General features: G+C 57.8%; 28 protein-coding genes. 20 read left to right on the forward strand and 8 right to left on the reverse strand.

All coding sequences use genetic code 11. The annotated features are described in order from the left end of the window. Positions 1-24: 24 nt before the first annotated feature. Positions 25-1344 (reverse strand): MFS transporter, encoded by a 1320-nt coding sequence (locus ACR0DE_RS14175; protein WP_480753891.1) that lies wholly within the window; start codon positions 1342-1344, stop codon positions 25-27. Between the two features lie 144 nt (positions 1345-1488). Between ACR0DE_RS14175 and ACR0DE_RS14180 the strand changes: the two genes are divergently transcribed. The 7 genes from ACR0DE_RS14180 (at position 1489) to ACR0DE_RS14210 (ending at position 6268) form a co-directional block, all read left to right on the forward strand. Further along, a complete protein-coding gene (locus ACR0DE_RS14180) occupies positions 1489-2103 on the forward strand; it encodes a ribonuclease D (protein WP_170408673.1) in 615 nt (204 codons plus the stop codon). Then, positions 2100-3062 (forward strand): KpsF/GutQ family sugar-phosphate isomerase, encoded by a 963-nt coding sequence (locus tag ACR0DE_RS14185; RefSeq protein WP_480753894.1) that lies wholly within the window; start codon positions 2100-2102, stop codon positions 3060-3062. Before ACR0DE_RS14180 ends, ACR0DE_RS14185 begins: the two co-directional genes overlap by 4 nt. 4 nt (positions 3063-3066) lie before the next feature. After that, positions 3067-3675, forward strand: coding sequence for an LPS export ABC transporter periplasmic protein LptC (locus ACR0DE_RS14190; protein WP_170408672.1), 609 nt, complete (start codon positions 3067-3069; stop codon positions 3673-3675). A 3-nt stretch (positions 3676-3678) separates the two neighbouring features. After that, entirely contained in the window at positions 3679-4170 is a 492-nt protein-coding gene (locus ACR0DE_RS14195) for an LptA/OstA family protein (protein WP_255611996.1), read from the forward strand. After that, entirely contained in the window at positions 4170-4928 is a 759-nt protein-coding gene (lptB, locus tag ACR0DE_RS14200; RefSeq protein ID WP_170395315.1) for an LPS export ABC transporter ATP-binding protein, read from the forward strand. Before ACR0DE_RS14195 ends, lptB begins: the two co-directional genes overlap by 1 nt. A gap of 252 nt (positions 4929-5180) precedes the next feature. Beyond that, entirely contained in the window at positions 5181-5744 is a 564-nt protein-coding gene (hpf, locus tag ACR0DE_RS14205; RefSeq protein WP_039541074.1) for a ribosome hibernation-promoting factor, HPF/YfiA family, read from the forward strand. Positions 5745-5803: 59 nt separating this feature from the next. Next, positions 5804-6268 (forward strand): PTS sugar transporter subunit IIA, encoded by a 465-nt coding sequence (locus ACR0DE_RS14210; protein WP_170590595.1) that lies wholly within the window; start codon positions 5804-5806, stop codon positions 6266-6268. A gap of 74 nt (positions 6269-6342) precedes the next feature. Here ACR0DE_RS14210 and dalA read toward each other — a convergent pair whose 3' ends face one another. Further along, positions 6343-6858 carry a divisome-associated lipoprotein DalA gene (gene dalA / locus ACR0DE_RS14215; protein WP_255611997.1) on the reverse strand — a complete coding sequence of 172 codons (516 nt, stop codon included), beginning with the start codon at positions 6856-6858 and terminating at the stop codon, positions 6343-6345. A gap of 169 nt (positions 6859-7027) precedes the next feature. Here dalA and ACR0DE_RS14220 point away from each other — a divergent pair, with 169 nt between their 5' ends. Further along, positions 7028-7627, forward strand: a complete 600-nt coding sequence (locus ACR0DE_RS14220) for a L,D-transpeptidase (protein ID WP_170395325.1) — start codon at positions 7028-7030, stop codon at positions 7625-7627. Between the two features lie 139 nt (positions 7628-7766). After that, complete coding sequence (locus ACR0DE_RS14225; protein WP_010442520.1) at positions 7767-7949, forward strand: hypothetical protein; 183 nt, start codon at positions 7767-7769, stop codon at positions 7947-7949. Between the two features lie 76 nt (positions 7950-8025). Here the strand turns inward: ACR0DE_RS14225 and hemH are convergent, their stop codons facing one another. Both hemH and ACR0DE_RS14235 read right to left on the reverse strand, forming a co-directional pair. Beyond that, a complete protein-coding gene (gene hemH / locus ACR0DE_RS14230) occupies positions 8026-9075 on the reverse strand; it encodes a ferrochelatase (RefSeq protein ID WP_480753897.1) in 1050 nt (349 codons plus the stop codon). A 55-nt stretch (positions 9076-9130) separates the two neighbouring features. After that, complete coding sequence (locus ACR0DE_RS14235; RefSeq protein ID WP_170465815.1) at positions 9131-9961, reverse strand: methyltransferase domain-containing protein; 831 nt, start codon at positions 9959-9961, stop codon at positions 9131-9133. Between ACR0DE_RS14235 and ACR0DE_RS14240 the strand changes: the two genes are divergently transcribed. The 5 genes from ACR0DE_RS14240 to ACR0DE_RS14260 are packed head-to-tail and all read left to right on the forward strand — an operon-like array spanning position 9942 to position 13012. After that, positions 9942-10706 (forward strand): double zinc ribbon domain-containing protein, encoded by a 765-nt coding sequence (locus tag ACR0DE_RS14240; protein WP_480502786.1) that lies wholly within the window; start codon positions 9942-9944, stop codon positions 10704-10706. The two genes, ACR0DE_RS14235 and ACR0DE_RS14240, sit on opposite strands and share 20 nt — an antisense overlap. Positions 10707-10743: 37 nt before the next feature. Continuing rightward, positions 10744-11001, forward strand: a complete 258-nt coding sequence (gene grxC, locus ACR0DE_RS14245) for a glutaredoxin 3 (protein ID WP_170395334.1) — start codon at positions 10744-10746, stop codon at positions 10999-11001. Further along, entirely contained in the window at positions 11001-11831 is an 831-nt protein-coding gene (locus tag ACR0DE_RS14250) for a carbon-nitrogen hydrolase family protein (RefSeq protein ID WP_480753900.1), read from the forward strand. The genes grxC and ACR0DE_RS14250 overlap by 1 nt, the downstream gene beginning before the upstream one ends. Positions 11832-11845: 14 nt before the next feature. After that, positions 11846-12286: a MarR family winged helix-turn-helix transcriptional regulator gene (locus ACR0DE_RS14255; RefSeq protein ID WP_170395340.1), complete on the forward strand. Its 441-nt coding sequence runs from the start codon at positions 11846-11848 to the stop codon at positions 12284-12286. A 36-nt stretch (positions 12287-12322) separates the two neighbouring features. Further along, positions 12323-13012, forward strand: coding sequence for a hypothetical protein (locus tag ACR0DE_RS14260; RefSeq protein ID WP_480753902.1), 690 nt, complete (start codon positions 12323-12325; stop codon positions 13010-13012). Between the two features lie 71 nt (positions 13013-13083). Here the strand turns inward: ACR0DE_RS14260 and ubiG are convergent, their stop codons facing one another. After that, positions 13084-13830, reverse strand: a complete 747-nt coding sequence (gene ubiG, locus ACR0DE_RS14265; protein ID WP_170664356.1) for a bifunctional 2-polyprenyl-6-hydroxyphenol methylase/3-demethylubiquinol 3-O-methyltransferase UbiG — start codon at positions 13828-13830, stop codon at positions 13084-13086. 48 nt (positions 13831-13878) lie between these two features. Here ubiG and pip point away from each other — a divergent pair, with 48 nt between their 5' ends. The 6 genes from pip (at position 13879) to infB (ending at position 21158) form a co-directional block, all read left to right on the forward strand. Continuing rightward, complete coding sequence (gene pip, locus ACR0DE_RS14270; RefSeq protein ID WP_170636522.1) at positions 13879-14856, forward strand: prolyl aminopeptidase; 978 nt, start codon at positions 13879-13881, stop codon at positions 14854-14856. After that, on the forward strand, positions 14853-15665 hold the full coding sequence (locus ACR0DE_RS14275) for an ABC transporter substrate-binding protein (RefSeq protein WP_480753904.1): 813 nt from the start codon (positions 14853-14855) through the stop codon (positions 15663-15665). Before pip ends, ACR0DE_RS14275 begins: the two co-directional genes overlap by 4 nt. Before the next feature lie 160 nt (positions 15666-15825). Further along, complete coding sequence (rimP, locus tag ACR0DE_RS14280; protein ID WP_170408664.1) at positions 15826-16416, forward strand: ribosome maturation factor RimP; 591 nt, start codon at positions 15826-15828, stop codon at positions 16414-16416. Beyond that, positions 16416-18029, forward strand: a complete 1614-nt coding sequence (gene nusA / locus ACR0DE_RS14285; protein WP_170423355.1) for a transcription termination factor NusA — start codon at positions 16416-16418, stop codon at positions 18027-18029. The genes rimP and nusA overlap by 1 nt, the downstream gene beginning before the upstream one ends. A gap of 22 nt (positions 18030-18051) precedes the next feature. Beyond that, positions 18052-18675, forward strand: a complete 624-nt coding sequence (locus tag ACR0DE_RS14290) for an RNA-binding protein (protein ID WP_170395356.1) — start codon at positions 18052-18054, stop codon at positions 18673-18675. Between the two features lie 8 nt (positions 18676-18683). Beyond that, the gene (infB, locus tag ACR0DE_RS14295) at positions 18684-21158 is read left to right on the forward strand and encodes a translation initiation factor IF-2 (protein WP_170395359.1); all 2475 of its coding nucleotides are present in this window, start codon (positions 18684-18686) and stop codon (positions 21156-21158) included. Between the two features lie 61 nt (positions 21159-21219). Here the strand turns inward: infB and ACR0DE_RS14300 are convergent, their stop codons facing one another. The 3 genes from ACR0DE_RS14300 to tdh form a co-directional block, all read right to left on the reverse strand. After that, positions 21220-22050, reverse strand: a complete 831-nt coding sequence (locus ACR0DE_RS14300) for an alpha/beta hydrolase (protein ID WP_170734140.1) — start codon at positions 22048-22050, stop codon at positions 21220-21222. A 3-nt stretch (positions 22051-22053) separates the two neighbouring features. Continuing rightward, positions 22054-22929, reverse strand: coding sequence for a tryptophan 2,3-dioxygenase (locus ACR0DE_RS14305; RefSeq protein ID WP_170515354.1), 876 nt, complete (start codon positions 22927-22929; stop codon positions 22054-22056). A 63-nt stretch (positions 22930-22992) separates the two neighbouring features. Beyond that, the gene (gene tdh, locus ACR0DE_RS14310; protein ID WP_170515826.1) at positions 22993-24021 is read right to left on the reverse strand and encodes an L-threonine 3-dehydrogenase; all 1029 of its coding nucleotides are present in this window, start codon (positions 24019-24021) and stop codon (positions 22993-22995) included. Between the last annotated feature and the right edge of the window lie 3 nt (positions 24022-24024).

Genomic DNA, 24024 nt, shown 5'->3' on the forward strand with positions numbered 1-24024 from the left:
TTTAGGGTAGTTTGGTGTTTGGGCTCAAGGCTGGTGCGGATAACGGGGATGCAGTTCATCAATGATGATCGGATGCGCATGAGGTTTTGGCCCAGACAGGTGGGGGTGATCCTGTGGGAGGTCAGGATGGCCGTGAACCACCGCATTGTCTTCGCGCCGTGGCCAGGCAATGAGCACAAGAACCAGACCCAGAATCGCTGCGGTCGCCATTCCGGCCATGGCCACAGTTACGCCAAAGCGGGTCATCAGCCATCCGGCCAGGGGATAAAGCACCAGCCAGCAAGCATGAGACAGAGTGAACTGTGCGGCAAACACGGCGGGTCGATCTTCGGGGTGGGCTGATCGGGTCAGTAGGCGGCCCGAAGGCGTCAGCATGCTGGAATACCCAAAACCAATCAATAGCCATGTCGTTGTCAGCAAACCTAATGTCATCGGCAGAGTGACAGATAGCAGCGCTGCCACCGCCATGGTGCCCGTCGCCAATGATGCACCACCCAGCATGACGCGACGCTCTGGAATGTGATCCAGAAGGCGTGGCAGTGCAAATGCCGCGAGCATCGAACCGCCACCGAACCCGGCCAGCGCGATGGCAACGGCGCTTTCAGAAAGACCAAGATCGCCGCGCACGATCACGACCGTGTTGACGATGACCATCGAACTGAGCGCGGCCGCGCTCCAACTCAGCGCCAGCAGACCCCGCAGGCGCGGGGTTTTAAGGTAAATTCGAATGCCGCGCGTTGTGCGGTCATAGATGCCACGCGGCTGGGATGGTTTGGGTGAGGGCAAAGTTGCAGACACCACAAGCAGGGCCGAGGCGACAAAACCGACACAGGTGCCCAGAAACAGGCTGTCGAAACTGACGAACAGCAGCAAGGTGGCGGCCAGCATCGGGCTCAGCAGGCTTTCCAGATCGTAAGCCAGCCGCGACAGGGACAAGGCTTTGGTATAGTCCTGTTCGTTGGTCAGCACATCCGGGATGGTGGCCTGAAACGCGGGAGTAAATCCGGCTGAGGCGGATTGCAGCACAAAGATCAGCACGTAGACCTGCCAGATTTCGGACACGAAAGGCAGGCAGAGCGCAACCACAGCGCGCACCAGATCCAGTGCAACCAGCATCCGGCGACGATCCAGCCGCTCGGCAAAGGCAGCAGCAAGCGGGGCAACGGTGACATAGGCGATCATTTTGATCGTCAGGGCTGTGCCAAGGACCATCCCGGCGGCCTCTCCGGCCAGATCAAAGGCTAACAGCCCCAAGGCAACCGTCGCCAGCCCGGTTCCGGTCAGCGCCACGATCTGCGCGGCCAGCAGATGTCTGTAGGTGCGGTTTCTCAGGATGCTGAGCATTGTCGGAATTTCTCAATCGCGGTGTCGCCGATCCATAGTTCAAGTGTTGGCCACAAGGTCAAGGGGACGCTTTTCCAAGGACGGCGTTGAGTTTGCGGGCCAAACCGCCTATCTCGGGGCCGAAAGCGCACAAAGGACAATTCCGTGGCGAACCATCTGTATAAAAATGACCTGCCGGACGGGTTGGATTTGGGCCCCATCGTGGCCATTGACTGTGAAACCATGGGGTTGAACCCGCATCGAGATCGCCTGTGCGTGATCCAGATGTCAGGAGGGGACGGCAACAGCCATATCGTTCAGGTCGAGATTGGGCAGACGCAGGCGCCGAACCTCTATGCGATGCTGGAAAATCCGAATGTTTTGAAGCTGTTCCACTTTGGCCGCTTCGATATTGCTGCGATGTATCACACCTTCGGCGCTTTGGCCGCCCCGGTCTATTGCACCAAGATCGCCAGCCGCTTGGTGCGCACCTATACTGATCGTCATGGTCTTAAGAACCTGTGTCAGGAACTGATTGGCGTCGATATCTCGAAACAACAACAGATGAGCGATTGGGGTGCTGAAACGCTGACCGATGCCCAGTTGGACTATGCGGCATCGGATGTTTTGTACCTGCACCAACTGCGGGATGCACTGGACGGACGTCTGGCCCGCGAAGGCCGCACCGAAATGGCGCAGGCGTGTTTTGACTTCCTGCCAATGCGTGCGAAGCTTGACCTCGCAGGCTGGCCCGAAACCGATATTTTTGCGCACTCATGACTGACACCGAAGCATTCCTCAGAACCGCCCGGCAGGTCGTTACCGACGAAGCCCGCGCATTGGAGGTCCTTGCCGAAAGCTTGGACGAGCATTTCGCCGAAGCCGTGCAACTGATCCTGCAGGCCACTGGCCGCATCATTATCAGTGGTATCGGCAAATCCGGCCATATTGGCCACAAGATCGCGGCGACTCTGGCCAGCACTGGTACGCCCGCCTATTTTGTCCATCCCGCCGAAGCCAGCCATGGTGATTTGGGCATGGTATCGAAAGGCGATGTGGTCCTTGCGATCTCGAACTCAGGTGAAGCGCCGGAACTGGCGAACTTACTGGCCTTTACGCGTCGCTTTGGAATTCCGCTGATCGGGTTGTCGAGCAAGCCGGAAAGCACCTTGATGAAACAGGCGGATGTGCATCTGCTTATCCCGTCACTGGGAGAGGCCTGCGGCTTTGGGATGGTGCCTTCAATTTCGACGACGCTGGCCCTTGCGATGGGCGACGCGCTGGCGATTGCGCTGATGAAGTACCGGGATTTCAAACCCGAAGATTTCCGCGCTTACCACCCCGGTGGAAAGTTGGGGGCGCAACTGTCAACTGTGCGTGATCTGATGCATGAAGATTTGCCCTTGGTGACCGCTGGCACCCCGATGAGCGAGGCGCTGCTGGTCATGAGTCAGAAGAGCTTTGGTGTTGTGGGAGTCACTGATCAGGCAGGTCGTTTGCTGGGTATTGTGACCGATGGCGACCTGCGCAGGAACATGGACGGGCTATTGAGCAAAAACACCGAAGAGGTGATGACCGAAAATCCAATGACCATTGCGCCAAGTGCTATGGCGGAGGAGGCGGTTGCAATCATGAACGATCGCAAGATCACGTCACTCTTTGTGGTTGATCCTGACACAAATGGCCCAGCCTTGGGTCTGCTGCACATACATGACTGTCTGCGTGTAGGATTGGGTTAGGAAGATGGCTGAAGTTGATCGCCATTCCCGATGGGTGCAGTTCCTGAAGGTACTGCTACCGCTTGTGGCGATTTTGTTGCTGTCTTCTGTCTTTCTTCTTTCTCGCAGCGTCGACACCAATGTCTCGGTGCCGTTCAGTGATCAGGATATTGACGACCGGCTGACAGACCAGGTTGTTACGCGGCCCGACTATAAAGGTGTCACCCGCAAGGGCGAGGAAATCCGCGTCGAAGCCCGAAGGGCCAGTCAGGGTGGCGATGGCGACACACCGACGGCAGCCGAAGTGCAGGGCCGCTTCGGACTAAGCAACGGGGGCGAGATCACACTCGAATCCAACACAGGCATCATCAGGCCAGACAAGGGTACTGCAACGTTTGCAGGGGATGTGGTCATCACCACCAGAGACGGCATCCAGGTCACCACCGACCTGTTGAATACGTCGCTGGATGAAATACGTGGTGATAGCCCTGGACAGATTGACGGAACCGGTCCGATTGGCGACTTTACTGCCGGAAGAATGGTGTTTGGGACCGAAAAAAAGGACGGTCCGGTTCATATTCTTTTTACAGGCGGCGTGAAGTTGATATATGAGCCGCAAAAAGCAGAAAGATAACTTGTGTTCGATTTACGTGTCGCCTTTTTGTGTCTAGCCGTGGCTGTCGGAGCCACACCTGTTTCTGCACAAGAGGCTCAGGTGGCGTTCGGCTCTGTCAATGCCGACCCGACGCTGCCAGTCGAGGTGACGTCCGAGACATTGAACGTGAATCAGGAAGATGGATCGGCCGAGTTTATCGGCAACGTCATTGTCATCCAGGGTGAGATGCGCCTGACGGCAGACCGGGTTCTTGTCATCTATAACGAAGAACGCTCGGCCATCGAACGGATGGAGGCCACCGAAAACGTGGTTCTGGTCAGTCCGCCCGACGCAGCCGAGGGCGATTGGGCAGAATACACCATCGACTCCGGCGTGATTGAGATGAAGGGCAACGTGTTGCTGACGCAGGGCCCAAGTATCATCAGCGGCGACGAGATGATTGCAAATCTGACGACGGGAACTGCGACGATGTCAGGGCGTGTCAAAACCATTCTGCAACAAGGTGGCAACTGATGAACCGGCCCGAACTCTCCATCGCTGAAGGTTCTTCCGGTCTGAAGATCGAAAAGCTACGAAAGTCTTATCGCAAGAAGACCGTCATTCGCGATGTGTCCATGGAATTGAACCGCTCCGAGGTCGTGGCGTTGCTAGGCCCGAACGGATCGGGCAAGACCACCACTTTTTATTCTGTCGCGGGTCTGGTTTTCCCCGAAGCAGGCACGGTCACGATTGATGGGCAGAGCGTCACGACCCTGCCGATGTATCGTCGTGCCCGGATGGGGATCGGATATCTGCCGCAGGAGATGTCGATTTTCCGCGGGATGAGCGTTGAAGACAACATCGCTTCGGTTCTAGATATCACGGTTAAACATGCCCATCGCCGCAAGGAGCGGCTGGAAGAGCTGCTATCGGACTTTTCCATCGAACACCTGCGCCGAGCGCCTGCATTGGCATTGTCCGGCGGGGAACGCCGCCGGGTCGAAATTGCGCGCTGTCTGGCCGCCGATCCGAAATATCTGCTGTTGGACGAACCATTTGCGGGTGTCGATCCGATCAGTGTCGGTGATATCCGTCATCTAGTGGCCGATCTGAAAAAGCGTGGCATCGGAGTACTGATCACGGATCATAACGTCCGGGAAACGCTGGAGATTGTGGATCGGGCTTATATCTTGCATGACGGCCAGGTTTTGATGTCAGGCACGCCCGATGAAGTTGTCGAAAACGAAAATGTTCGCCGGGTCTATCTGGGTGAAAACTTCCGTATTTCATAAGGTTGTGCGGAGATGCGCCTGATGCATGACGGAAATCACGTATATACACACCTGTTTTGATTGACTCTTCCCTCACCTCTTGGCTCAATTGGCATATGGCATTTCTTCGGTTCCAAACTGGATCTCGATCTCCCTTCGTTGAAGGGCCGGGCCAACGGCAACCGCAGAACATGCCGATACCCCCCACCCGATAAAAACAAGTCAGTCGCGTTACGCGACGTCAGAATGGGTGTGAATTGTGAAGGAGATCACATGCGTTACCAAATCAGCGGAAAACAGATCGACATCGGCGCGGCCCTGCAGACCCATGTGCAGACCGAACTGGGCGAGGTCGTGGGCAAATATGCCCAGCGGCCTACAGACGCCAATGTCGTCTTTTCCCGTTCGGCGCATGAATATGTATGCGAAACCACCGTGCATCTGTCGACTGGCCTGACCGCACAGGCCAAGGCGCACGCGACCGAGATTTACGCGGCATTCGAAGGCTGCTGCGACAAGATGGAGACACAACTGCGACGCTATAAGCGCCGCCTGAAAGACCACCATAAGGATCGGTCCGAGCCGGTTGAACTCTTTGGCGCGTCCTCTTATATCCTCGCCTCTGACGAATCGGAGACGGCAGACGAACCCGAATCGCTGCAGCCCATGATCGTGGCTGAGATGGAAACCAAGATCCCATCGCTCAGTGTTGGTGAAGCCGTCATGCAGATGGAACTCGCTGGTGCTCCGGTACTGGTGTTCCGAAATGAGAACAAGGACGGATTGAATGTCGTTTATCGCCGCGAGGACGGCAATATCGGTTGGATCGATCCGTAACAGGCAAGACAAATCGGCCTGCCCCCGAATAGCCGGGGGCACGGCTTAGGAGCAAAATGATGGAGCTTTCGAGCATTCTAAAGCCAGAAGCGGTGCGTGTACTGTCCGCTGCTTCCAGCAAGAAGCGTTTGTTTCAGGAAATTGGCGATGTGGGCGCCGCGACGCTTGGGCTGGATGCTCAGGCGATCGTAGACAGCCTGCTTGAGAGGGAGAGCCTTGGCCCAACTGGTGTTGGACATGGTGTTGCACTTCCGCACGCACGGCTTTCCGAACTGGAATCGGTTTCGGGCGTGTTTGTCATGCTGGAAAAGCCCATCGACTTCGGGTCGGTCGACCGTCAGCCGGTCGATTTGGCGTTTTCCCTGTTTGCGCCAGAAGAGGCGGGGGTTGAACACCTTAAGGCGCTGGCGTTGGTCTCGCGCACGCTGCGCGAGCAATCGGTCTGCGCCAAGCTGCGGGCCAACCCTGACCCGGTAAAGCTGTATGCCATTCTGACTGAAGCGCAATCGATGCAAGCTGCCTGATTGGCCCACTTATCAACAAAAAAAGCCCCCGATTTGTCGGGGGCTTTTTTTTTTTGTTTCTTTAGCTGGCGTGATCAGCCGCCGGATCCCATTTCCAGCGTCCACCAGATCTTGCCACCGCCTTCTTGGTGCCAGGCGAATCCCATCTGGGTGGCGCGCGGGTCCATGATCACAGCACGAGGACCGGGTTCCTGCATCCATGCGGCCAGCGTTTCGGTCTCGGTCTCAAAGGTTTCCGAGATCGCTTCACCCAGGAATGTACCGAAGTAACCGGCACGCGCCGCGCGATCCAACGGAGACGAACCGTCCGAACCGAAATGCCATGGCCGATTCTGTCGCGCCATGTCTTTCGCATGAGTGGCGGCAGCTGCATTCAGTTGCGAGTTCAATTGGACCTGTTGCAAGCCAGATGCCTGCCGCAAGGCATTCACCGAATCCAGCATTCTGAACTGCAGCTTTTCAGGGTTGCCACGAATTTTGTACACGGATGGCAGCGGCCTGCCATCGGCGCCAATAGCGGATGTGCCCGAATCGGTACATGCCGCAAGTGCGACAAAACAAATCGCTAGTAGAGAAAGAATACGTGTCATGATCGGCCTAAATATTGTGTCGAGAAGGGAAATAGCCTGCTTGACCGCCCGGAGCAAACCTACAATGCCCCAACCTTGCGTGATTCTGCCGGTTTGATTTGCGACTGAAGCATTCTGGCCATAAAATGCCTTAGATTTTGCATTTGCTGTTAGCAGAGGACCGATCTCCATGGTCAAGAAACATATTCTTACATCGACGCGCCGGGGATTCCTGGCCGGTGCAACCGCCAGCTTGGCCTCGCCTGCGTTGGCTCAGTATATTCCGGGCGACCCGCTACGCCCCGCCCCGGAACCGGAAGCTCCGGTACGCCGCAATGTGTCGGGATTCCGTGCGCTGGACTGGCAGCCCTATTTTTCGAACACTCGAAACGGTGCTATTCTGGTGGATACCGTATCCAGAGCGCTGCATTATTGGTCAGATGATCAATCCGTATACAAACTGTACCCCTCTTCGGTGCCTCTGACCGAGGAATTGACCCGTCGCGGACGCACCAGTGTCATTCGCAAGGTGGAAGGCCCAAGCTGGTCACCGACGCCATCGATGAAGAAGCGCAACCCTGAATGGCCGGATTATATTCCGCCGGGTCCTGATAACCCGCTGGGAACACACGCTTTATATCTGAGCTGGAAGTACTATCGCATCCATGGCACCCACGATACGCGTAAAATTGGACGCCGGTCGTCGAACGGGTGCATTGGCTTGTTCAACGATGACATCGCCGAACTGTTTTCTATGGCCAAGGTCGGCACGCAAGTGTTGCTAATTTGACGACATTTTCGCGCACGAACCCGCTTGCGGGACAAGTTGCAATTGCAATCCGCCTGCATTGCTGATTAGAAAAACTCACGAGGTAAGTCTTAGATGCGTGGTTTCGCTATTGGGAATCGCGCAAATTCTGGAGGTTAATATGAAGAAACTCGTTCTCGCTGCTGCTCTGACTGCTGCTGCTTCGACCGCATATGCTGGCAACCTGGAAGAGCCGGTTGTTGAAGCACCTGTTGTTGTCGAAGAGACCCAAGGTTCGTCGCAGGGCATCATCCTGCCGCTGATCCTGCTGGTTGTTGTTGCCGCAGCTGTTGCAGCAAGCTAAGTCGACGAGACTTTATGCACTTAAAAGGCGGTGGTGCAAACCACCGCCTTTTTTCGTGTCTGGTGAAAGCGCGCGACTAGTCTAACCAACCACGCAGATTGTCTTCGATCACTTTACTCAGCGCGGCGATATGCGAATCATCGTCGTTAAGGCAAGGGATATAGGTGAACGATTCACCACCCGCCTCTTCGAAGCTCTCTTTGATCTCTTCGTTGATCTCTTCCAGCGTCTCAATGCAATCGGCAGAGAAGGCAGGTGCGATGACGGCGATGTTCTTCTTACCCTGACGCGCCAGATCAGCCACGTGATCGACGGTGTAGGGCTTCAGCCATTCTTCAGGTCCAAAGCGCGATTGAAAGGTCGAGATCAGCTGATCATCCGTCCATCCCAGACGCTCTTTCAGTAGCCTTGATGTTTTCACGCATTGGCAGTGATAGGGGTCCCCTTGCTGCAAATAACGCTGGGGCATCCCGTGATACGAGCAGACCAGGACATCCGGTTTTGTCTCTATATCTGCATAGGCGCGCTCGACCGAGCTCGCCAACGCATCGATATAGGCAGGTTCGTCGAAATAGGCCGGAACAGTTCGGCTGGCAGGCTGCCATGACTCTTTCATCAATGCGCGGAAGAACTGATCATTTGCTGTAGCAGTCGTGGCACCGGCGTATTGCGGGTAGAGCGGGAAGAACAGGATGCGATCACAGCCTTCTTCTACCATCTCCCGGACCTTCGACGGAGTTGAAGGATTGCCGTAGCGCATGCAAAAATCCAGCATCACCCGATCGCCATACCGCTGCTGCATCGCTGCGCGCAGCTTGGCAGTCTGATCTTTGGTGATCGTCATCAACGGGCTTTCGCCCTTATCGTGATTCCAGATTGACTTGTACGCCTCACCCGAACTGAAAGGCCGCTTGGTCAGAATGATGCTTTGCAGAATCGGCTGCCACTTCCACGCCGGGTAGTCGATCACGCGCTTGTCCGACAGGAACTCGTTCAGATACCGCCGCATAGGCCAATAACTGTAGTCATCTGGAGTTCCCAGATTAGCCAGCAGGATGCCGACGCGGCCCATCTTGACCTTGGGATGGTCTGCAGGGGCATGGGTTGGACGAGTGGCATCAAACATTGAGAGCTTCCTGATTTGTGGTGTCTGGCCTGAGATATAGGGAAAAGGCCGGTCGTCAATCGGGCAGTTTGCCCTCATCCGTACCTAGCGCATCAGCCAGCCGCATCTTGGCGGATCCCGGACGCAAAGGTTTGGGTTGGCTGTCATCGGGGGCCCAGCCCGTCAGACAGATCAGTTCAAAGGTTGCCGTCAGGCGGCCCTGTGGCGATGCGTAATGCCCGGCGTAGATGTCCTGCGCTTTGTCAAAAACAGCGCGTCGGGTCGGGTGTTTCAGGCGATCCGCCAAAGCGTTGGTTTCCCCCATCGCACGCAGATCACGCATCAGATGCACCAGATCGCGATATTCTGCGGACAGCGTCGCCTTGTCGGCGACCGGCAAAGCCAGCCCGGCCCGTTGTAGCAGCCCCCCCAGATCACGAAGCTCGGCCATAGGAGCAATACGGGGGCTGAGACCGCCAGTCACCTCGATCTCGGCTTGACCCAAGGCCGCGCGTAATTCCTGAAGGGTGTCACCCCCCAAACATACCGCCAGTAGCAATCCATCGGGTTTCATGGCGCGATGGCATTGGATCAGTTGCCCGACCGGGTCGTTTGCCCAATGCAGCGCCATCGCATGTATCACGAGATCATGCGCACTTGGCGTCAAGTCGAGAACATCTTCATCCCCAATTACCCGAGCCTCGGGCCACAACCCCTCCCAGATATGGGGGAAGGGGGTCACGACGGCGGGCGCCTTAAAGGTTTTGTTAACCATGGACAGACGATCCTGCACTTCGTCGACAGCGGCATGGTGCAGGAAAAGCGCGTCGTCCCGCGCGCGGCTGCGGTGAAGCGCAAGGACGGCGCGGTCAAACAGAGAGGGTGTAGTGTCGGACGGAAGCTTCATAAGCCGCAAGTATCGCATTCGTCAGGGGATTCAAACCGCTGTCGAGATGATCTACCCACCGCGTTGCCTGTCCTGCGGAGCACTGACCGAATCCGATTTCGGCCTCTGCGGCGCATGCTGGCGCGACACGCCGTTCATCGGTGGCACCGTCTGCGAAAGCTGCGGCATGCCACTTCCCGGCGCGCAGGACGGACACCGGATTGAATGTGATGACTGTCTCAGGGCACCGCGCGCTTGGCAGCATGGTCGGGCAGCGTTGCTGTATCAGGGGGGCGCGAAGGCACTCATACTTGCCTTTAAGCACGGGGATCGGCCTGAGCTGGCCCGCCCTGCCGCCCGCTGGATGGCCCAAGCCGGGCAAGAGCTGTTGCACCCGAACATGCTGATCGCACCGGTTCCGCTGCACTGGACCCGGCTGATCAAGCGTCGCTACAATCAATCGGCGCTGCTGGCGGGGCATCTGGGCCGGGAAGCGGAGTTGAGTGTCTGCCCCGATCTTCTGGTACGCACGGTACGCACCCCTGTTCTGGATGGAAAAACTGCGGTTGAGCGATCCCTTGCGTTGTCCAACGCCATATCCCTGCACCGAAAACGTGCTCCCATGATCAGAGGCCGGGATATTCTTCTGGTCGATGATGTTATGGCCTCGGGTGCGACGTTGGACGCCTGCGCGCGTGTCTGTCGCGCGTCGGGGGCAAATCATATTTTCGTGTTGGTACTGGCGCGCGTTGCCAAGGATGCCTAATTCGCCCAAGAATGTGCGAAACCCAAAGGGACGGAATATGAAGCCGGTAGAAATCTACACCTCGCCGCTGTGCGGCTTTTGTCATGCGGCCAAGCGGTTGCTGAAACAGAAAGGCGTCGAATTCAAGGAAATCGACGTGCTGATGCATCCGAAACGCAAACCTGAAATGATCCAGCGCGCGGCAGGAAAACGCACTGTGCCGCAGATTTTTGTGGGCACCACCCATGTTGGTGGGTGCGACGATCTTTACGAGCTTGAACGTCAGGGCAAGCTGGATCGCCTGCTGGCGGCTTGATGAAAACCGCTTTGCTGCAGATCACCGCGTCGGATGATCCGACCGAGAATCTGGACATGGTGCGAACCATGATGGCCGATGCGGCTGCGCAAGGTGCGCAGTTCATTCTGACGCCTGAAGTCACGAATTGCGTCTCAACCAGCACCACTCGGCAGCGCGAGGTTTTGCAGCATGAAGAGGACGATATCACTCTGGCGGGCCTTGGCGAACAGGCCGCCAATTTGGGTGTTTGGCTGCTGATCGGGTCACTAGCGATCAAAACGCATGATACCGATGGCCGCTTTGCCAACCGTAGCTTCATGATCGACCCGCAGGGGCAGATCGTGGCGCAGTATGACAAGATTCATATGTTCGACGTGCAGGTCACGGAATCCGAGACCTTCCGCGAATCGAAGAACTACCGCCCCGGCCAGAAAGCAGTGATTGCTGACACCGATTTCGGCAAGGTTGGTTTGACCATCTGCTATGACATCCGCTTTCCGCACCTCTATGCCGCTCTGGCGCAGGCCGGGGCACGGATTCTGACGGTTCCTGCCGCGTTTTCTCCCGTCACCGGCGCGGCCCACTGGGAAGCGCTGCTGCGTGCGCGGGCGATTGAGACCGGCTGCTGGGTGCTGGCTCCGGCGCAGACGGGTGAGCACCCTAAAACTCGAGGAAAGACCCGTTATACACACGGCCACAGTATGGTTGTCGCCCCGTGGGGAGAGGTGCTGATCGACGCAGGCACCGATCCGGGCATTCACTTTTTTGATTTGGATGATAGGTCTGTTACAGAGGCGCGACGACGCGTGCCTTCACTAACACATGTCCGCCCCTTTGACGGACCCTGATCCAGAACCGGACCATGACTGACGAAAAAAATGCCCTTGCGGTCACGCTGTTCAGCGAGATCTTGACCGCCGATCAGCTATTGCGCAACCGGCTGAGCCGGGTGCTGCCCAAGGGCATGGAAATCTCGCATTTCTCGGTGCTGAACCATCTGGTGTTTGTCGGCGACGAGCGCACCCCGGCGCAACTTGCCAACACGTTCCATGTGACGCGCGGGGCGATGACCAACACTTTGGCCAAGCTGGAATGGGCCGGTTATATCCACATCCGCCCCGACTGGGACGACGCCCGCCGCAAGATGGTCGCCATCAGCCCCGCAGGCCGACGCGCACGCGATCAGGCGATTTCCTCGATTGCCCCGCTGATCAACCGCGTGGTCGGAGAGCTGGGGCTGGAGCGGGTGCGCAGCACGCTGCCCGTGCTACGGGATTTGCGGTTGCAGTTGGAGGGGGAGTAGGGGCTTTACGCCAACTGCGCCAAAGGATCGTAAAAGATGACGGATGAAATTTGGGTTTCAGACATTACCGTCGGGATGGACCTGCAGAGGCCATTCCGGGCTCTTGTCCCCGATGATTTTCCTGAAGAACCAAGTGAACGCTTCAAGGCCTTCAGGTGGCAACCCGGATCAGGTTATCATGCGAATCTGTATCGTTGGCAGCGCCACGGGGAGCCGCTGGAGCAGCAGGATATCTTGCCGGATTTCTTTCAAGAGGTTGCTCCTGAAGATCATGATTTTGAGCCTCACTACGGGAAGTATTCTCCTGTAATCACTTTGTTTGGAATTCTGGCGATCCGATCAGATGTGGCTGATATCCTCAAAAATCTCGAATTAGGGCAAGGGGGGCTTTATCCCGTCAACCTGTTCGAAAGAGACAAGATCACACCGATTGAGCAGGACTACTCGATCCTGTGGATCGCAAACAAATCCGGCACGCTGAACATTGCTGAGTCAAAAAGTCTTCGACGAGCCCGACCCGACCGGGATGACCTTTTTCGACTTCCTGAATGGAAGGATGCCAAGCCCGGGGACGTTGTCTGCAATGCAGATGCGGCGTCCGGGATCGACATTTGGCGCGACCCGGGCGTACCACATCGCGTTTTTCTAAATGGGCATCTCAAACGCTCGTTGGACGAAGCTGGTTTTGCCTCAGCGTTTTACCTTCACCGTTTAGCCGTAAAATAATCAAGCGTAGGATGGGTTTTAACCCATCGCTTAAGATCGAAAACGCTTGCAAGATGGGTTGAAAACCCATCCTACCTAGGCTTCACACTCGCCGTCACGTAATTCACGCTCAAATCCCGGTCCGAGATCGACCAGCTCCACAGGATCGGGTTGAAGACGAACCCCTTGCGGTCCACCGGATCCAGCCCGGCCTGGCGCAGCAGGTCGAACAGCTCATCCGGGGTGATGAACTTGTTCCACTCGTGCGTGCCGCGCGGCAGCCAACGCATGACGACCTCGGCCCCGATGATGGCCATCGCGTAGGATTTTGGGTTGCGATTGATGGTTGAGCAGATCAGTAACCCGCCCGGTTTCAGCAATTGCTGCGATGCGGTCAGGAAACCCAACGGATCAGCGACGTGTTCGACCACTTCCATATTCAGCACCACATCGAACTGTTCGCCTGCGGCGGCCATGTCTTCGGCGGTAGTGTGGCGGTAGTCGATCTGCAGCCCCGATTGCTCGGCATGGATGCGAGCGACCGGCAGGTTGCCTTCGGCGGCGTCGGCGCCCACGACCGTGGCGCCCAAACGCGCCATCGGTTCGCTCAATAACCCGCCGCCGCAGCCGATATCCAGCAGGCGCAAGCCTTCGAAGGGACGCGGAGCTTTCAGATCACGGTCGAACTCGCCTGCGATCTGCTGTGTGATATAATCCAGGCGACACGGATTCAGCATGTGCAGAGGTTTGAATTTCCCATGCGGGTCCCACCATTCCGCAGCCATCGCCTCGAATTTTGCGATCTCGGACGGGTCAACCGTGTTCGGATGCGCTTGCATTCCTGTCTCCGTGTGCTCTTTTACGCTTAAGGACTATATAGGGCCGTAATGGATAAGTACCCGGACCAAAAGCGCGCAGTTCAATATCTTTACCCGCCGATCGATCCGTTCGATCAGCGCGTGGTCGATATGGGCGATGGGCACCGTATTTATGTGGAACAATGCGGTAATCCCAATGGGATACCAGTGGTGATCCTGCATGGCGGGCCGGGCGGCGGCTGCAGCCCGGCGATGCGACGGTATTTCAATCCGGATGCCTATCGGGTGATTCTCTTTGATCAGCGCGGATGTGGCCGGTCGCGGCCAACCGCGTCAGTCGAAAACAACACGACATGGCATCTGGTGGCGGATATCGAGCGTCTGCGCAAATTGTTCGACATCGAAGATTGGATCGTCTTTGGCGGCAGCTGGGGCGCGACACTGGCGTTGATCTATGCCCAAACACATCCAGATCGGGTAAATCGGCTGGTATTGCGCGGCGTGTTTCTGGCCACACAGGCCGAGCTGGACTGGTTTTATGGCGGTGGTGCGGGCAAATTCTGGCCTGAACAATGGGCCAAGTTCACCTCTCTCTTGCCCGAACATGAAGTAAATGACGCAATTTCGGCCTACAACAAGCGCCTGTTTTCGGGCGACCGCGCGACCGAGATCCTCTATGCCCGCGCGTGGTCACATTGGGAAAACGCTTTGGCTTCGATCCACACCAACGGATCGGTCGGGGAAAGCCCCGGCGAATACGCGCGAACTTTTGCGCGGCTTGAGAATCACTATTTCACGAACAAGGCGTTTCTTGAGTATGACGGGCAAATTCTGGATCAGATGGACCGGATTGCCCATATTCCCGGTCATATCGTTCAGGGACGCTATGACATGATCTGCCCACCGCAGGCTGCATGGAACCTGTCCGAGCGCTGGCCCAATGTCGAACTGAAGATGGTGCGGCAGGCCGGTCACGCCCTGTCAGAACCGGGCATCAGCGCGGAACTGGTTCGGATCATGGATCGCGTGTCGGAGGAAACGGTATGACTCGCATCGACCGTCGCGCATTATTTGCCTCGGGCGCCGCCGCCGCTTTGCTGGCGGCGACAGGAGCGTCTCTGGCCGATACGCCGAAACAGGGTGGCACCTTGCGGCTGGCGGTGCCACGCGACAACAGTCTGGAACAGGTGGCTCGGGGCGCAGTCTTTGACAGCCTGACCGAGATCGCGCCCGATGGTACCCTGCGCGGAGAGCTGGCTAAAAATTGGCAGACCGATGCTGATGCGCGGGTCTGGAACTTTGATCTGCGCGATGATGCTGTGTTCCACGATGGCACCAAGCTGGACGTGAACGATGTTCTAGCTGTTCTGGAAGATATTGGTCAGGCCGAGGCCATTGCACCTGATCGTGTGCAGCTGCAATTGGCCGAAGGCAACCCGGGATTACCATTCCTGCTGGCTGGGCCACGGTTTGTCATTGCGCGAGGGGGCGTGACGCCACTGGCTCAGGCCAACGGCACAGGATGCTACCGGGTTGAGCGGGCCGAGGATGAACGTCATTTCCGCGCACGCAGGGTGTCCAATCACTACAAAAGCGGAACGGCAGGATGGGTTGATACGCTTGAGATTATCGTGATCCCGGACGCCGGGGTGCGGGCCGAAGCATTGCGCGATGGATATGTAGATATCGCAGCGCTCCCGGCTGGTGAGGAGCTGACCGCGCAACGCGGGCTGCGATATCATCCGTCTGAGGCCGAGATGGCGTTGGCAATGGCCTCTCATGTCGGTATGCCGCGCCAGATCAGCCGGGCTGCGCTGGATGATGGGCGCATCGCCGAACGGTGGTGGCTGGCGTAAATTTGATCACGATTTGCGCCGGGGGTTGCAGACTCAGGAACTCCTGCGTATATGCAGTTGCAACAGCGGCGCGTCGGACTTCTGGTCCGGGGCTCCACCGGAAAATTCGACGGGCCGCGCGCCCGTTTTTTTGTGCCCGATAGCAGGGTAGAGAACCTGAATGACAAACGACCTGATAGCCAAAGCTGCCATCGACCGGCGACTGGCCGAGATCATCACCCCTGTGATCGAGGATCTGGGGTATGAGCTTGTCCGCATTCGGCTGATGAGCGGCAAGACCACCACGATGCAGATCATGGCAGACAAGCCCAATGGCGGCATCGAAGTGGATGACTGCGCCGAGATTTCCAATGCGGTCAGCGCCACGCTGGACGTCGAAGACCCCATTTTGGACGCCTACACGCTTGAAGTTTCCAGCCCTGGAATTGACCGCCCTCTGACCCGTCTCAAAGATTTTGAGACGTTCGAAGGGTATGAGGCCAAAATCGAAACCGCAGAACTGATCGACGGTCGCCGCCGCTTCAAGGGCGAATTGGCCGGGATCGAAGGGGATGAGGTTCTGATCAACATCCCCGAGGGAGACGAGACGATCACCATCGGTTTGCAATTCGACTGGCTGAGCGATGCCAAGCTGGTCCTGACCGATGATCTGATCAAGGAAATGCTGCGCCAGCGCAAAGACGCTGGTGCCCTGAACGAAAACGCTTTCGACGAGATTGAGACCGAAGGGTCCGAAGAGGAGACGAACTGATGGCAATCACCTCAGCCAACCAGCTGGAGCTGCTGCAGACCGCCGAGGCCGTGGCCCGCGAAAAGATGATCGACCCCGGTCTGGTTGTCGAAGCGATGGAAGAATCGCTCGCCCGTGCCGCCAAGAGCCGTTACGGCGCCGAGATGGACATCCGCGTGTCCATCGACCGCAAGACAGGCAAGGCGACCTTTACCCGGGTCCGCACCGTGGTCGAGGATGAAGAGCTTGAGAACTATCAGGCCGAGATGACCGTCGAGCAGGCCAAGCAGTACATGGAGGCGCCCGAGGTTGGTGACGTCTTCGTTGAAGAAGTGCCGCCGGTTGAAATGGGCCGTATCGCAGCTCAGTCCGCCAAGCAGGTCATCTTGCAAAAGGTTCGCGAAGCCGAGCGTGATCGTCAGTACGAAGAATTCAAGGATCGTGCAGGCACCATCATCAACGGTGCCGTCAAGCGCGAGGAATTCGGCAATGTCATCGTCGATCTGGGCGGTGCTGAGGCCGTTCTGCGCCGCAATGACAAGATCGGTCGCGAAAGCTATCGCCCGAATGACCGTGTGCGCGCCTATATCAAAGAGGTTCGCCGCGAGGTGCGTGGTCACCAGATCTTCCTGTCGCGCACTGCGCCGGAATTCATGGCCGAGCTGTTCAAGATGGAAGTTCCGGAAATCTATGACGGCATCATCGAGGTCAAGGCCGTTGCTCGTGATCCCGGCTCGCGCGCCAAGATTGCCGTGATTTCTTATGACGGCTCGATTGACCCCGTCGGCGCTTGCGTTGGTATGCGCGGCAGCCGCGTGCAGGCCGTGGTAAACGAGCTGCAGGGAGAGAAAATCGACATCATCCCGTGGAACGAAGATCAGCCGACTTTCCTTGTGAACGCTCTGCAGCCCGCCGAAGTTTCAAAGGTGGTTCTGGACGAAGAAGCCGGCAAGATCGAAGTTGTGGTTCCCGAGGAGCAACTGAGCCTCGCCATTGGCCGTCGTGGTCAGAACGTGCGTCTGGCCAGCCAGCTGACCAATCTGGACATCGACATCATGACCGAAGCCGAAGAATCGGCGCGCCGTCAGAAAGAATTCGAGGCCCGTACCCAGTTGTTCATGGAAACGCTGGATCTGGACGAATTCTTCGCTCAGCTGCTGGTTTCTGAAGGCTTCACCAACCTCGAAGAAGTGGCATACGTTGAAATCGACGAACTGCTGGTCATCGACGGTGTGGATGAAGGTACCGCGCAAGAACTTCAGACACGTGCACGCGAATTCCTGGAAGCTCAGGCCAAGGCGGCGCTGGATGCAGCCCGTGCGCTGGGTGCCGAGGACAGTCTTATTGAATTCGAGGGCCTGACACCCCAGATGGTAGAGGCGCTGGCCAAGGATGATGTGAAAACTCTGGAAGACTTCGCAACCTGCGCCGACTGGGAACTGGCCGGTGGCTGGACTACGGTCGATGGCGAACGCATCAAGGATGATGGTGTACTGGAGCCCTTCGGCGTGACGCTGGAAGAGGCGCAGGATCTGGTCATGACCGCGCGCATCATGCTGGGCTGGGTTGATCCGGCCGAGCTGGAGCAGGCCGAAGAAGACGGTGAAGCAACCGATGAGGAGGTCGAGGCCTGATCTCAGGCCTCGGGTGGCTGACATGGGTCGCGGTGGCGTCCATAAGGATCGGTCGGAAGGCCCTGAACGCAAGTGCATCGCAACGGGCGAGGTTCAGCCCAAATATGGCTTGATCCGCTTTGTGACGGGGCCGGATGGTCAGGTCTTTCCCGATGTCGCGGCGAAATTGCCGGGGCGTGGGGTTTACGTGGCGGCGGATCGTGCGGCGCTGGACAAGGCGGTGAACAAGAAACTGTTCTCGCGCGGGTTTAAGGCACAGGTGAGTGCCGCCAAGGACCTGACTGATGAGGTCGAGAAACAGGTGGCGCGTCGTGTGATCGAGCTGATCAGTCTGGCGCGCAAGTCCGGTGACGCGGTCGCCGGGTATGAAAAGGTCAAGTCGTGGCTGGACCGGGAAGAGGCCCAGGTGCTGATTCAGGCCTCAGATGGATCGGGGCGCGGCAAGTCGAAACTCAGCACGCCGCACTTCGGGAAATACATCGGCTGGCTGACCGCAGACGAGCTTGGGGCGGCATTTGGGCGCCAAACCGTGATTCATGCGGCCTTGGCCTCTGGCGGACTCGCCAAACGTGTTGTAGAGGAAGCGCAGCGCCTGCGTGGCTTGCGCGAAAAGGATGACGGCGGCAAGGGCCGCTCGGAAGGGTAAGAAGCTTTATGAGCGATAGTGACGGCAAAAAGACATTGGGTCTTCGTGGCGGGGCACGCCCCGGAAATGTGAAACAGAGTTTCAGCCACGGACGCACCAAGAATGTCGTGGTGGAGACCAAACGCAAACGCGTGGTCGTACCCAAGCCGGGCGCGACCAAACCAAGTGGTGGTGCGACACCTTCGGGTGATCCTTCGCGTCGCCCAGCGGGTATTTCCGATGCGGAAATGGCGCGTCGTATGAAGGCGTTGCAAGCCGCCAAAGCGCGCGAGGCTGAAGAGGCCGCTGCCCGCGAGGCGCAGGAAAAGGCGCGCGAAGAAGAACGCGCACGCCGCCGGGCCGAACAAGAGGCCAAGGAACGCGAGCAGCGTGAAGCTGAAGAGCGTGCCCGTGCCAAGGCCGAAGAGGAAGAACGCAAGCGTAAAGAGGCCGAGGAAGCAGCCCAGCGTGCTGCCGCAGCCCCGGCACCCGCCGAGCCCAAGGCCGCACGCAGCCCATCCAGCAAGCCTGCACCTGCTGCGGCACCGCGCAAGCAGGATCGCGAGCGTGAGCAGCGTGGCCGTGGCAAGGGCCGTGACGACAACCGCCGCTCGGGCAAGCTGACACTTGGTCAGGCCACTGGCGGCGAAGGCAATCGCCAACGCTCGATGGCCGCGATGAAACGCAAGCAAGAGCGGGCGCGCCAGAAGGCCATGGGCGGCACGGTCGAGCGGGAAAAGGTGATCCGCGACGTTCAGCTGCCCGAGGCGATCATGGTCTCGGAATTGGCCAACCGTATGGCCGAGCGTGTCGCTGACGTTGTCAAATCGCTGATGCAGATGGGCATGATGGTCACGCAGAATCAGACCATCGACGCTGACACCGCTGAACTGATCATCGAAGAATTTGGCCACAAGGTCACGCGTGTCTCTGATTCGGATGTTGAAGACGTCATCAAAGAGGTCGAAGACAGCGATGACGATCTGCAGCCCCGTCCGCCGGTCATCACCATCATGGGTCACGTTGACCACGGCAAAACCTCGTTGCTGGATGCGATCCGCGACGCGCGTGTTGTTGCCGGCGAAGCTGGTGGCATCACCCAGCATATCGGCGCCTATCAGGTGAAAACCGATGGTGGCACCACGCTGACCTTCCTGGATACACCGGGACACGCGGCCTTTACCTCGATGCGCTCGCGCGGGGCTCAGGTCACGGATATCGTGGTTCTTGTTGTTGCCGCCGACGACGCGGTGATGCCGCAGACGATCGAGGCGATCAACCACGCCAAAGCGGCCGAAGTGCCAATGATCGTGGCGATCAACAAGATCGACAAGCCCGACGCGAACCCCGACAAAGTCCGCACTGACTTGCTGCAGCACGAAGTGATCGTCGAGAAGATGTCGGGTGAGGTTCAGGACGTTGAGGTCTCGGCCATGACTGGTCAGGGTCTGGACGAATTGCTGGAAGCCATTGCACTGCAGGCCGAGATTCTGGAACTGAAAGCCAACCCAGATCGCGCCGCCCAAGGTGCCGTGATCGAGGCGCAGCTGGATGTGGGCCGTGGTCCCGTCGCCACCGTTCTGGTTCAGAACGGCACGCTGCGTCAGGGCGATATCTTCGTTGTGGGTGAGCAGTACGGTAAGGTCCGTGCGCTGATCAACGACAAGGGCGACCGTGTCAAAGAAGCTGGCCCCTCAGTTCCGGTCGAGGTTCTGGGTCTCAACGGTACGCCCGAAGCAGGTGACGTTCTGAACGTGACCGAGACCGAAGCGCAGGCCCGTGAGATCGCTGCTTATCGTGAGCAAGCCGCCAAGGACAAACGCGCCGCTGCTGGTGCCGCGACCACCCTTGAACAGCTGATGCAGAAGGCGAAGGAAGACGAAAACGTCACCGAGCTGCCTATTCTGATGAAAGCGGATGTGCAGGGATCTGCCGAAGCCATCGTTCAGGCGATGGAGAAGATCGGCAACGACGAAGTGCGCGTACGCGTTCTTCACTCGGGTGTTGGTGCGATCACCGAGACGGATGTCGGCCTGGCCGAAGCCTCTGGTGCACCGATCTTTGGCTTCAACGTGCGTGCGAACGCATCGGCGCGGAACACTGCGAACCAGAAGGGCGTCGAGATCCGGTATTACTCGGTGATCTACGATCTGGTTGATGACGTGAAAGCAGCCGCATCGGGCCTGCTGAGCGCCGAGATTCGCGAAAAGTTCATCGGTTACGCCGAGATCAAAGAGGTCTTCAAGGTTACCGGTGTTGGCAAAGTTGCCGGCTGTCTGGTCACCGAAGGTGTTGCCCGCCGCTCGGCTGGCGTACGCCTGCTGCGCGACAACGTGGTGATCCACGAAGGTACGCTGAAGACCCTCAAGCGCTTCAAGGATGAAGTGGCCGAAGTTCAGTCGGGTCAGGAATGCGGTATGGCGTTCGAGAACTACGACGATATTCGCGCCGGCGACGTGATCGAGATTTTCGAACGCGAAGAGGTCACGCGTACGCTGGACTGATCCGGTTCAGAGAAGAAACTTGAAGCAGCGGCCCCACGAGGCCGCTGTTTTCTTTTGCCGGTTACTCGCCGCGCGACGACAGAAACGTGCCCGATGGCATGATGATGTCGAAGTGGTGTTTACCCTTCTGCAGATCAAAACTGACCGAATGCCCGGCCTTGCGCAGTAATTCCGCGTAGTCACGGCTTTGGCGGATGAACTCGGGCGTATCCCGCTCGGCGACGGTTACCCTGTAACGCGGTCCCGGTGCGGGCAGGTTGAGGCAGGGTGAGAGATCGTGAACCTCGACCTTGGTCAGTTGCAGCGGATCATTCACCGAGGTCAGGCTGATCGGAACAAGGTCATAGATCCCGCTAATCAGGATCACATTGCGCACCCGCAGGCCAGCCTGCGCAAATGCCTTCGAAGACGTCGCCATCACCATCGCAACCAGATGGGCACCTGCACTGTGACCCGATAGCGTGATGTTTGATGGATCAAAACCCAGTGTTTCGGCCTGTGACGCAAGCCACAACAAGGCGGTACGGCATTCTTCGACCATCTGCCCCAATCTGGCATCGGGGGCGAGCGTATAATTCAGCGTGGCAAAGGCTTGCCCGTTCTCATGCAATACCGGTGCCATAGGGGCCGACTCACGCTGGCTAAGCGCCTGCCAATAGCCACCATGAATAAAGACATGCAAAGGCGCGTTGGCGCCAGGTGCGGGGAAGAAATCCAGAACTTGCGTCGGGCTGTCGCCATAGGAACGGTTTTCCTGCATCCTAATTTCAGACCGTGCCTGTGCGCTGAGGGCAGAATAGCTGGCTAGATATGGCGTCAGATCACCGCCAATCATTGAGCTAGGGGAATACTCCTGCTCAAGCTCTTCTTGGGTGAATCCGCGATACAGCATGGCCTATTCCCCAGTATACATCAGTTCGGTTCGCACGTCGTAGAGGTCGTGGAAGAACCGCAACTCCAGCGCCTTGCGCAGGAAGGCCACGCCGCTAGATCCACCCGTTCCGGGCTGCATTCCGATCACGCGCTCAACCGCGGTTGCATGATCGAATCGCCACCTCTGGAACAGAGATTCCACATCCATCAGTTTTTCGGCCAGCGCGTAAAGATCCCAGTATTGTTCCGTGTTGCGGAACACTTCGACCCAGATTTTGACGATACGCGGATCGCCGGAATAGGGCTTTGCGTAATCCCGCTCGATCAGCTCATGCGGCACGTCAAACCCTTGCCGGGCCAGCATCCGCAGCACTTCGTCATAGAGCGAGGGTTTGGTAAGAGCCGCGTTCAGCATCTCCATCACTTCTGGGTCATGCGCATGCACTTTCAGGGTCGCGGGATCTTTGTTGCCCAGAATGAACTCGATTTGGCGATAGCCATAGCTTTGAAAGCCTGACGAACTGCCTAATGCGTCCCGAAACGTCATGTAGTCCGCGGGAGTCATAGTCAGTAGCGTCTCCCACGCGGCGATCAATTGCCGTTGGATCGCCTTGATCCGGTCGAGGTTCTTCATCGCGGGACCGAAATCGTCCTGCTGCAGGAACCGGCGGACTTCGACAAGTTGATGGTGCATCAGTTTCAGCCACAGTTCGCTGACCTGATGAATGATGATGAACAACATCTCATCAGGTTGGGCCGGGTCCTGAAAGGTCTTTTGCAGGTTCAGCAGAGTCTTAAGTTGCAGAAAATCCCCATAGCTTTTGCGGTGAGTTTCTGTGAAATCGGTGACCAGAGACTCTTCGATTCCCCGTTCTGTATACCTGTCTTTGTCGCCCATGTGCTCCTCCAGACGCGCGGATTTATCCATGTTTAGGGACAAAACCCGCACGGTTCCAGAGCGTTAGGTCCAGTCCAGAACCACCTTGCCTGATTGACCGGATTTCATGGCCTTGAATCCCTGAGTAAAGTCATCGACTGCGAACTGGTGGGTGATTACGCGGCTGACATCCAGCCCGTTCTGCAACATGGCGATCATTTTGTACCAGGTCTCGAACATCTCGCGCCCATAGACACCCTTGATGGTGATAGCTTTGAACACGATGCGCGACCAGTCCACCGGAGATTTTCCGGGCGGAATCCCCAACAGTGCGATCTTGCCGCCCATCACCAGTGCTTCGACCATCTGGTCCAGCGCGGCTTGCGAGCCCGACATTTCAAGCCCGACATCAAAGCCCTGAGTCATGCCCAGTTCCGCGATGACATCCTGCAGATCCTCTTTGGACACATCAACGGTGCGTACCGTTGGTACCACGTGTTCGGCCAGTTTCAGGCGGTCGGGGTTGATATCGGTGATCACTACATGCCGAGCACCGGCATGACGGGCAACGGCGGCGGCCATGATGCCGATGGGGCCTGCGCCAGTAATCAATACGTCCTCGCCCAGCAGATCGAAGCTGAGTGCAGTGTGCACGGCATTGCCCAGCGGATCGAGGATCGCTCCGATCTCATCCGGTACATCGTCAGGCAGGGGCACCACGTTAAAGGCAGGCAGTTTCAGGTATTGCGCAAAGGCACCCTGTTCATTCACACCGATACCGCGCGTGCCGGGATCAAGGTGGAACTTGCCCGCACGGCTCTGGCGGCTGTCAGGGGTGATCAGATGCCCCTCGCCTGAACAGCGCTGGCCGACCGTCATCCCTGTCACGTTGCGACCCAATTCAACAATTTCACCAGCGAACTCGTGGCCGGTGATCATCGGGATCGGCACGGTGGCCGCAGCCCATTCATCCCAGTTCCAGATATGAATATCCGTGCCGCAAATCCCGGTCTTGTTGATGCGGATCAGAACCTCATCGGGGCCGATCTCGGGTACCGGGGCCTGCACCATCCACAGACCTTCCTCGGGCTTGGATTTCTCAAGGGCTTTCATCGT

This window comes from Ruegeria sp. C10 (genome assembly GCF_056537805.1).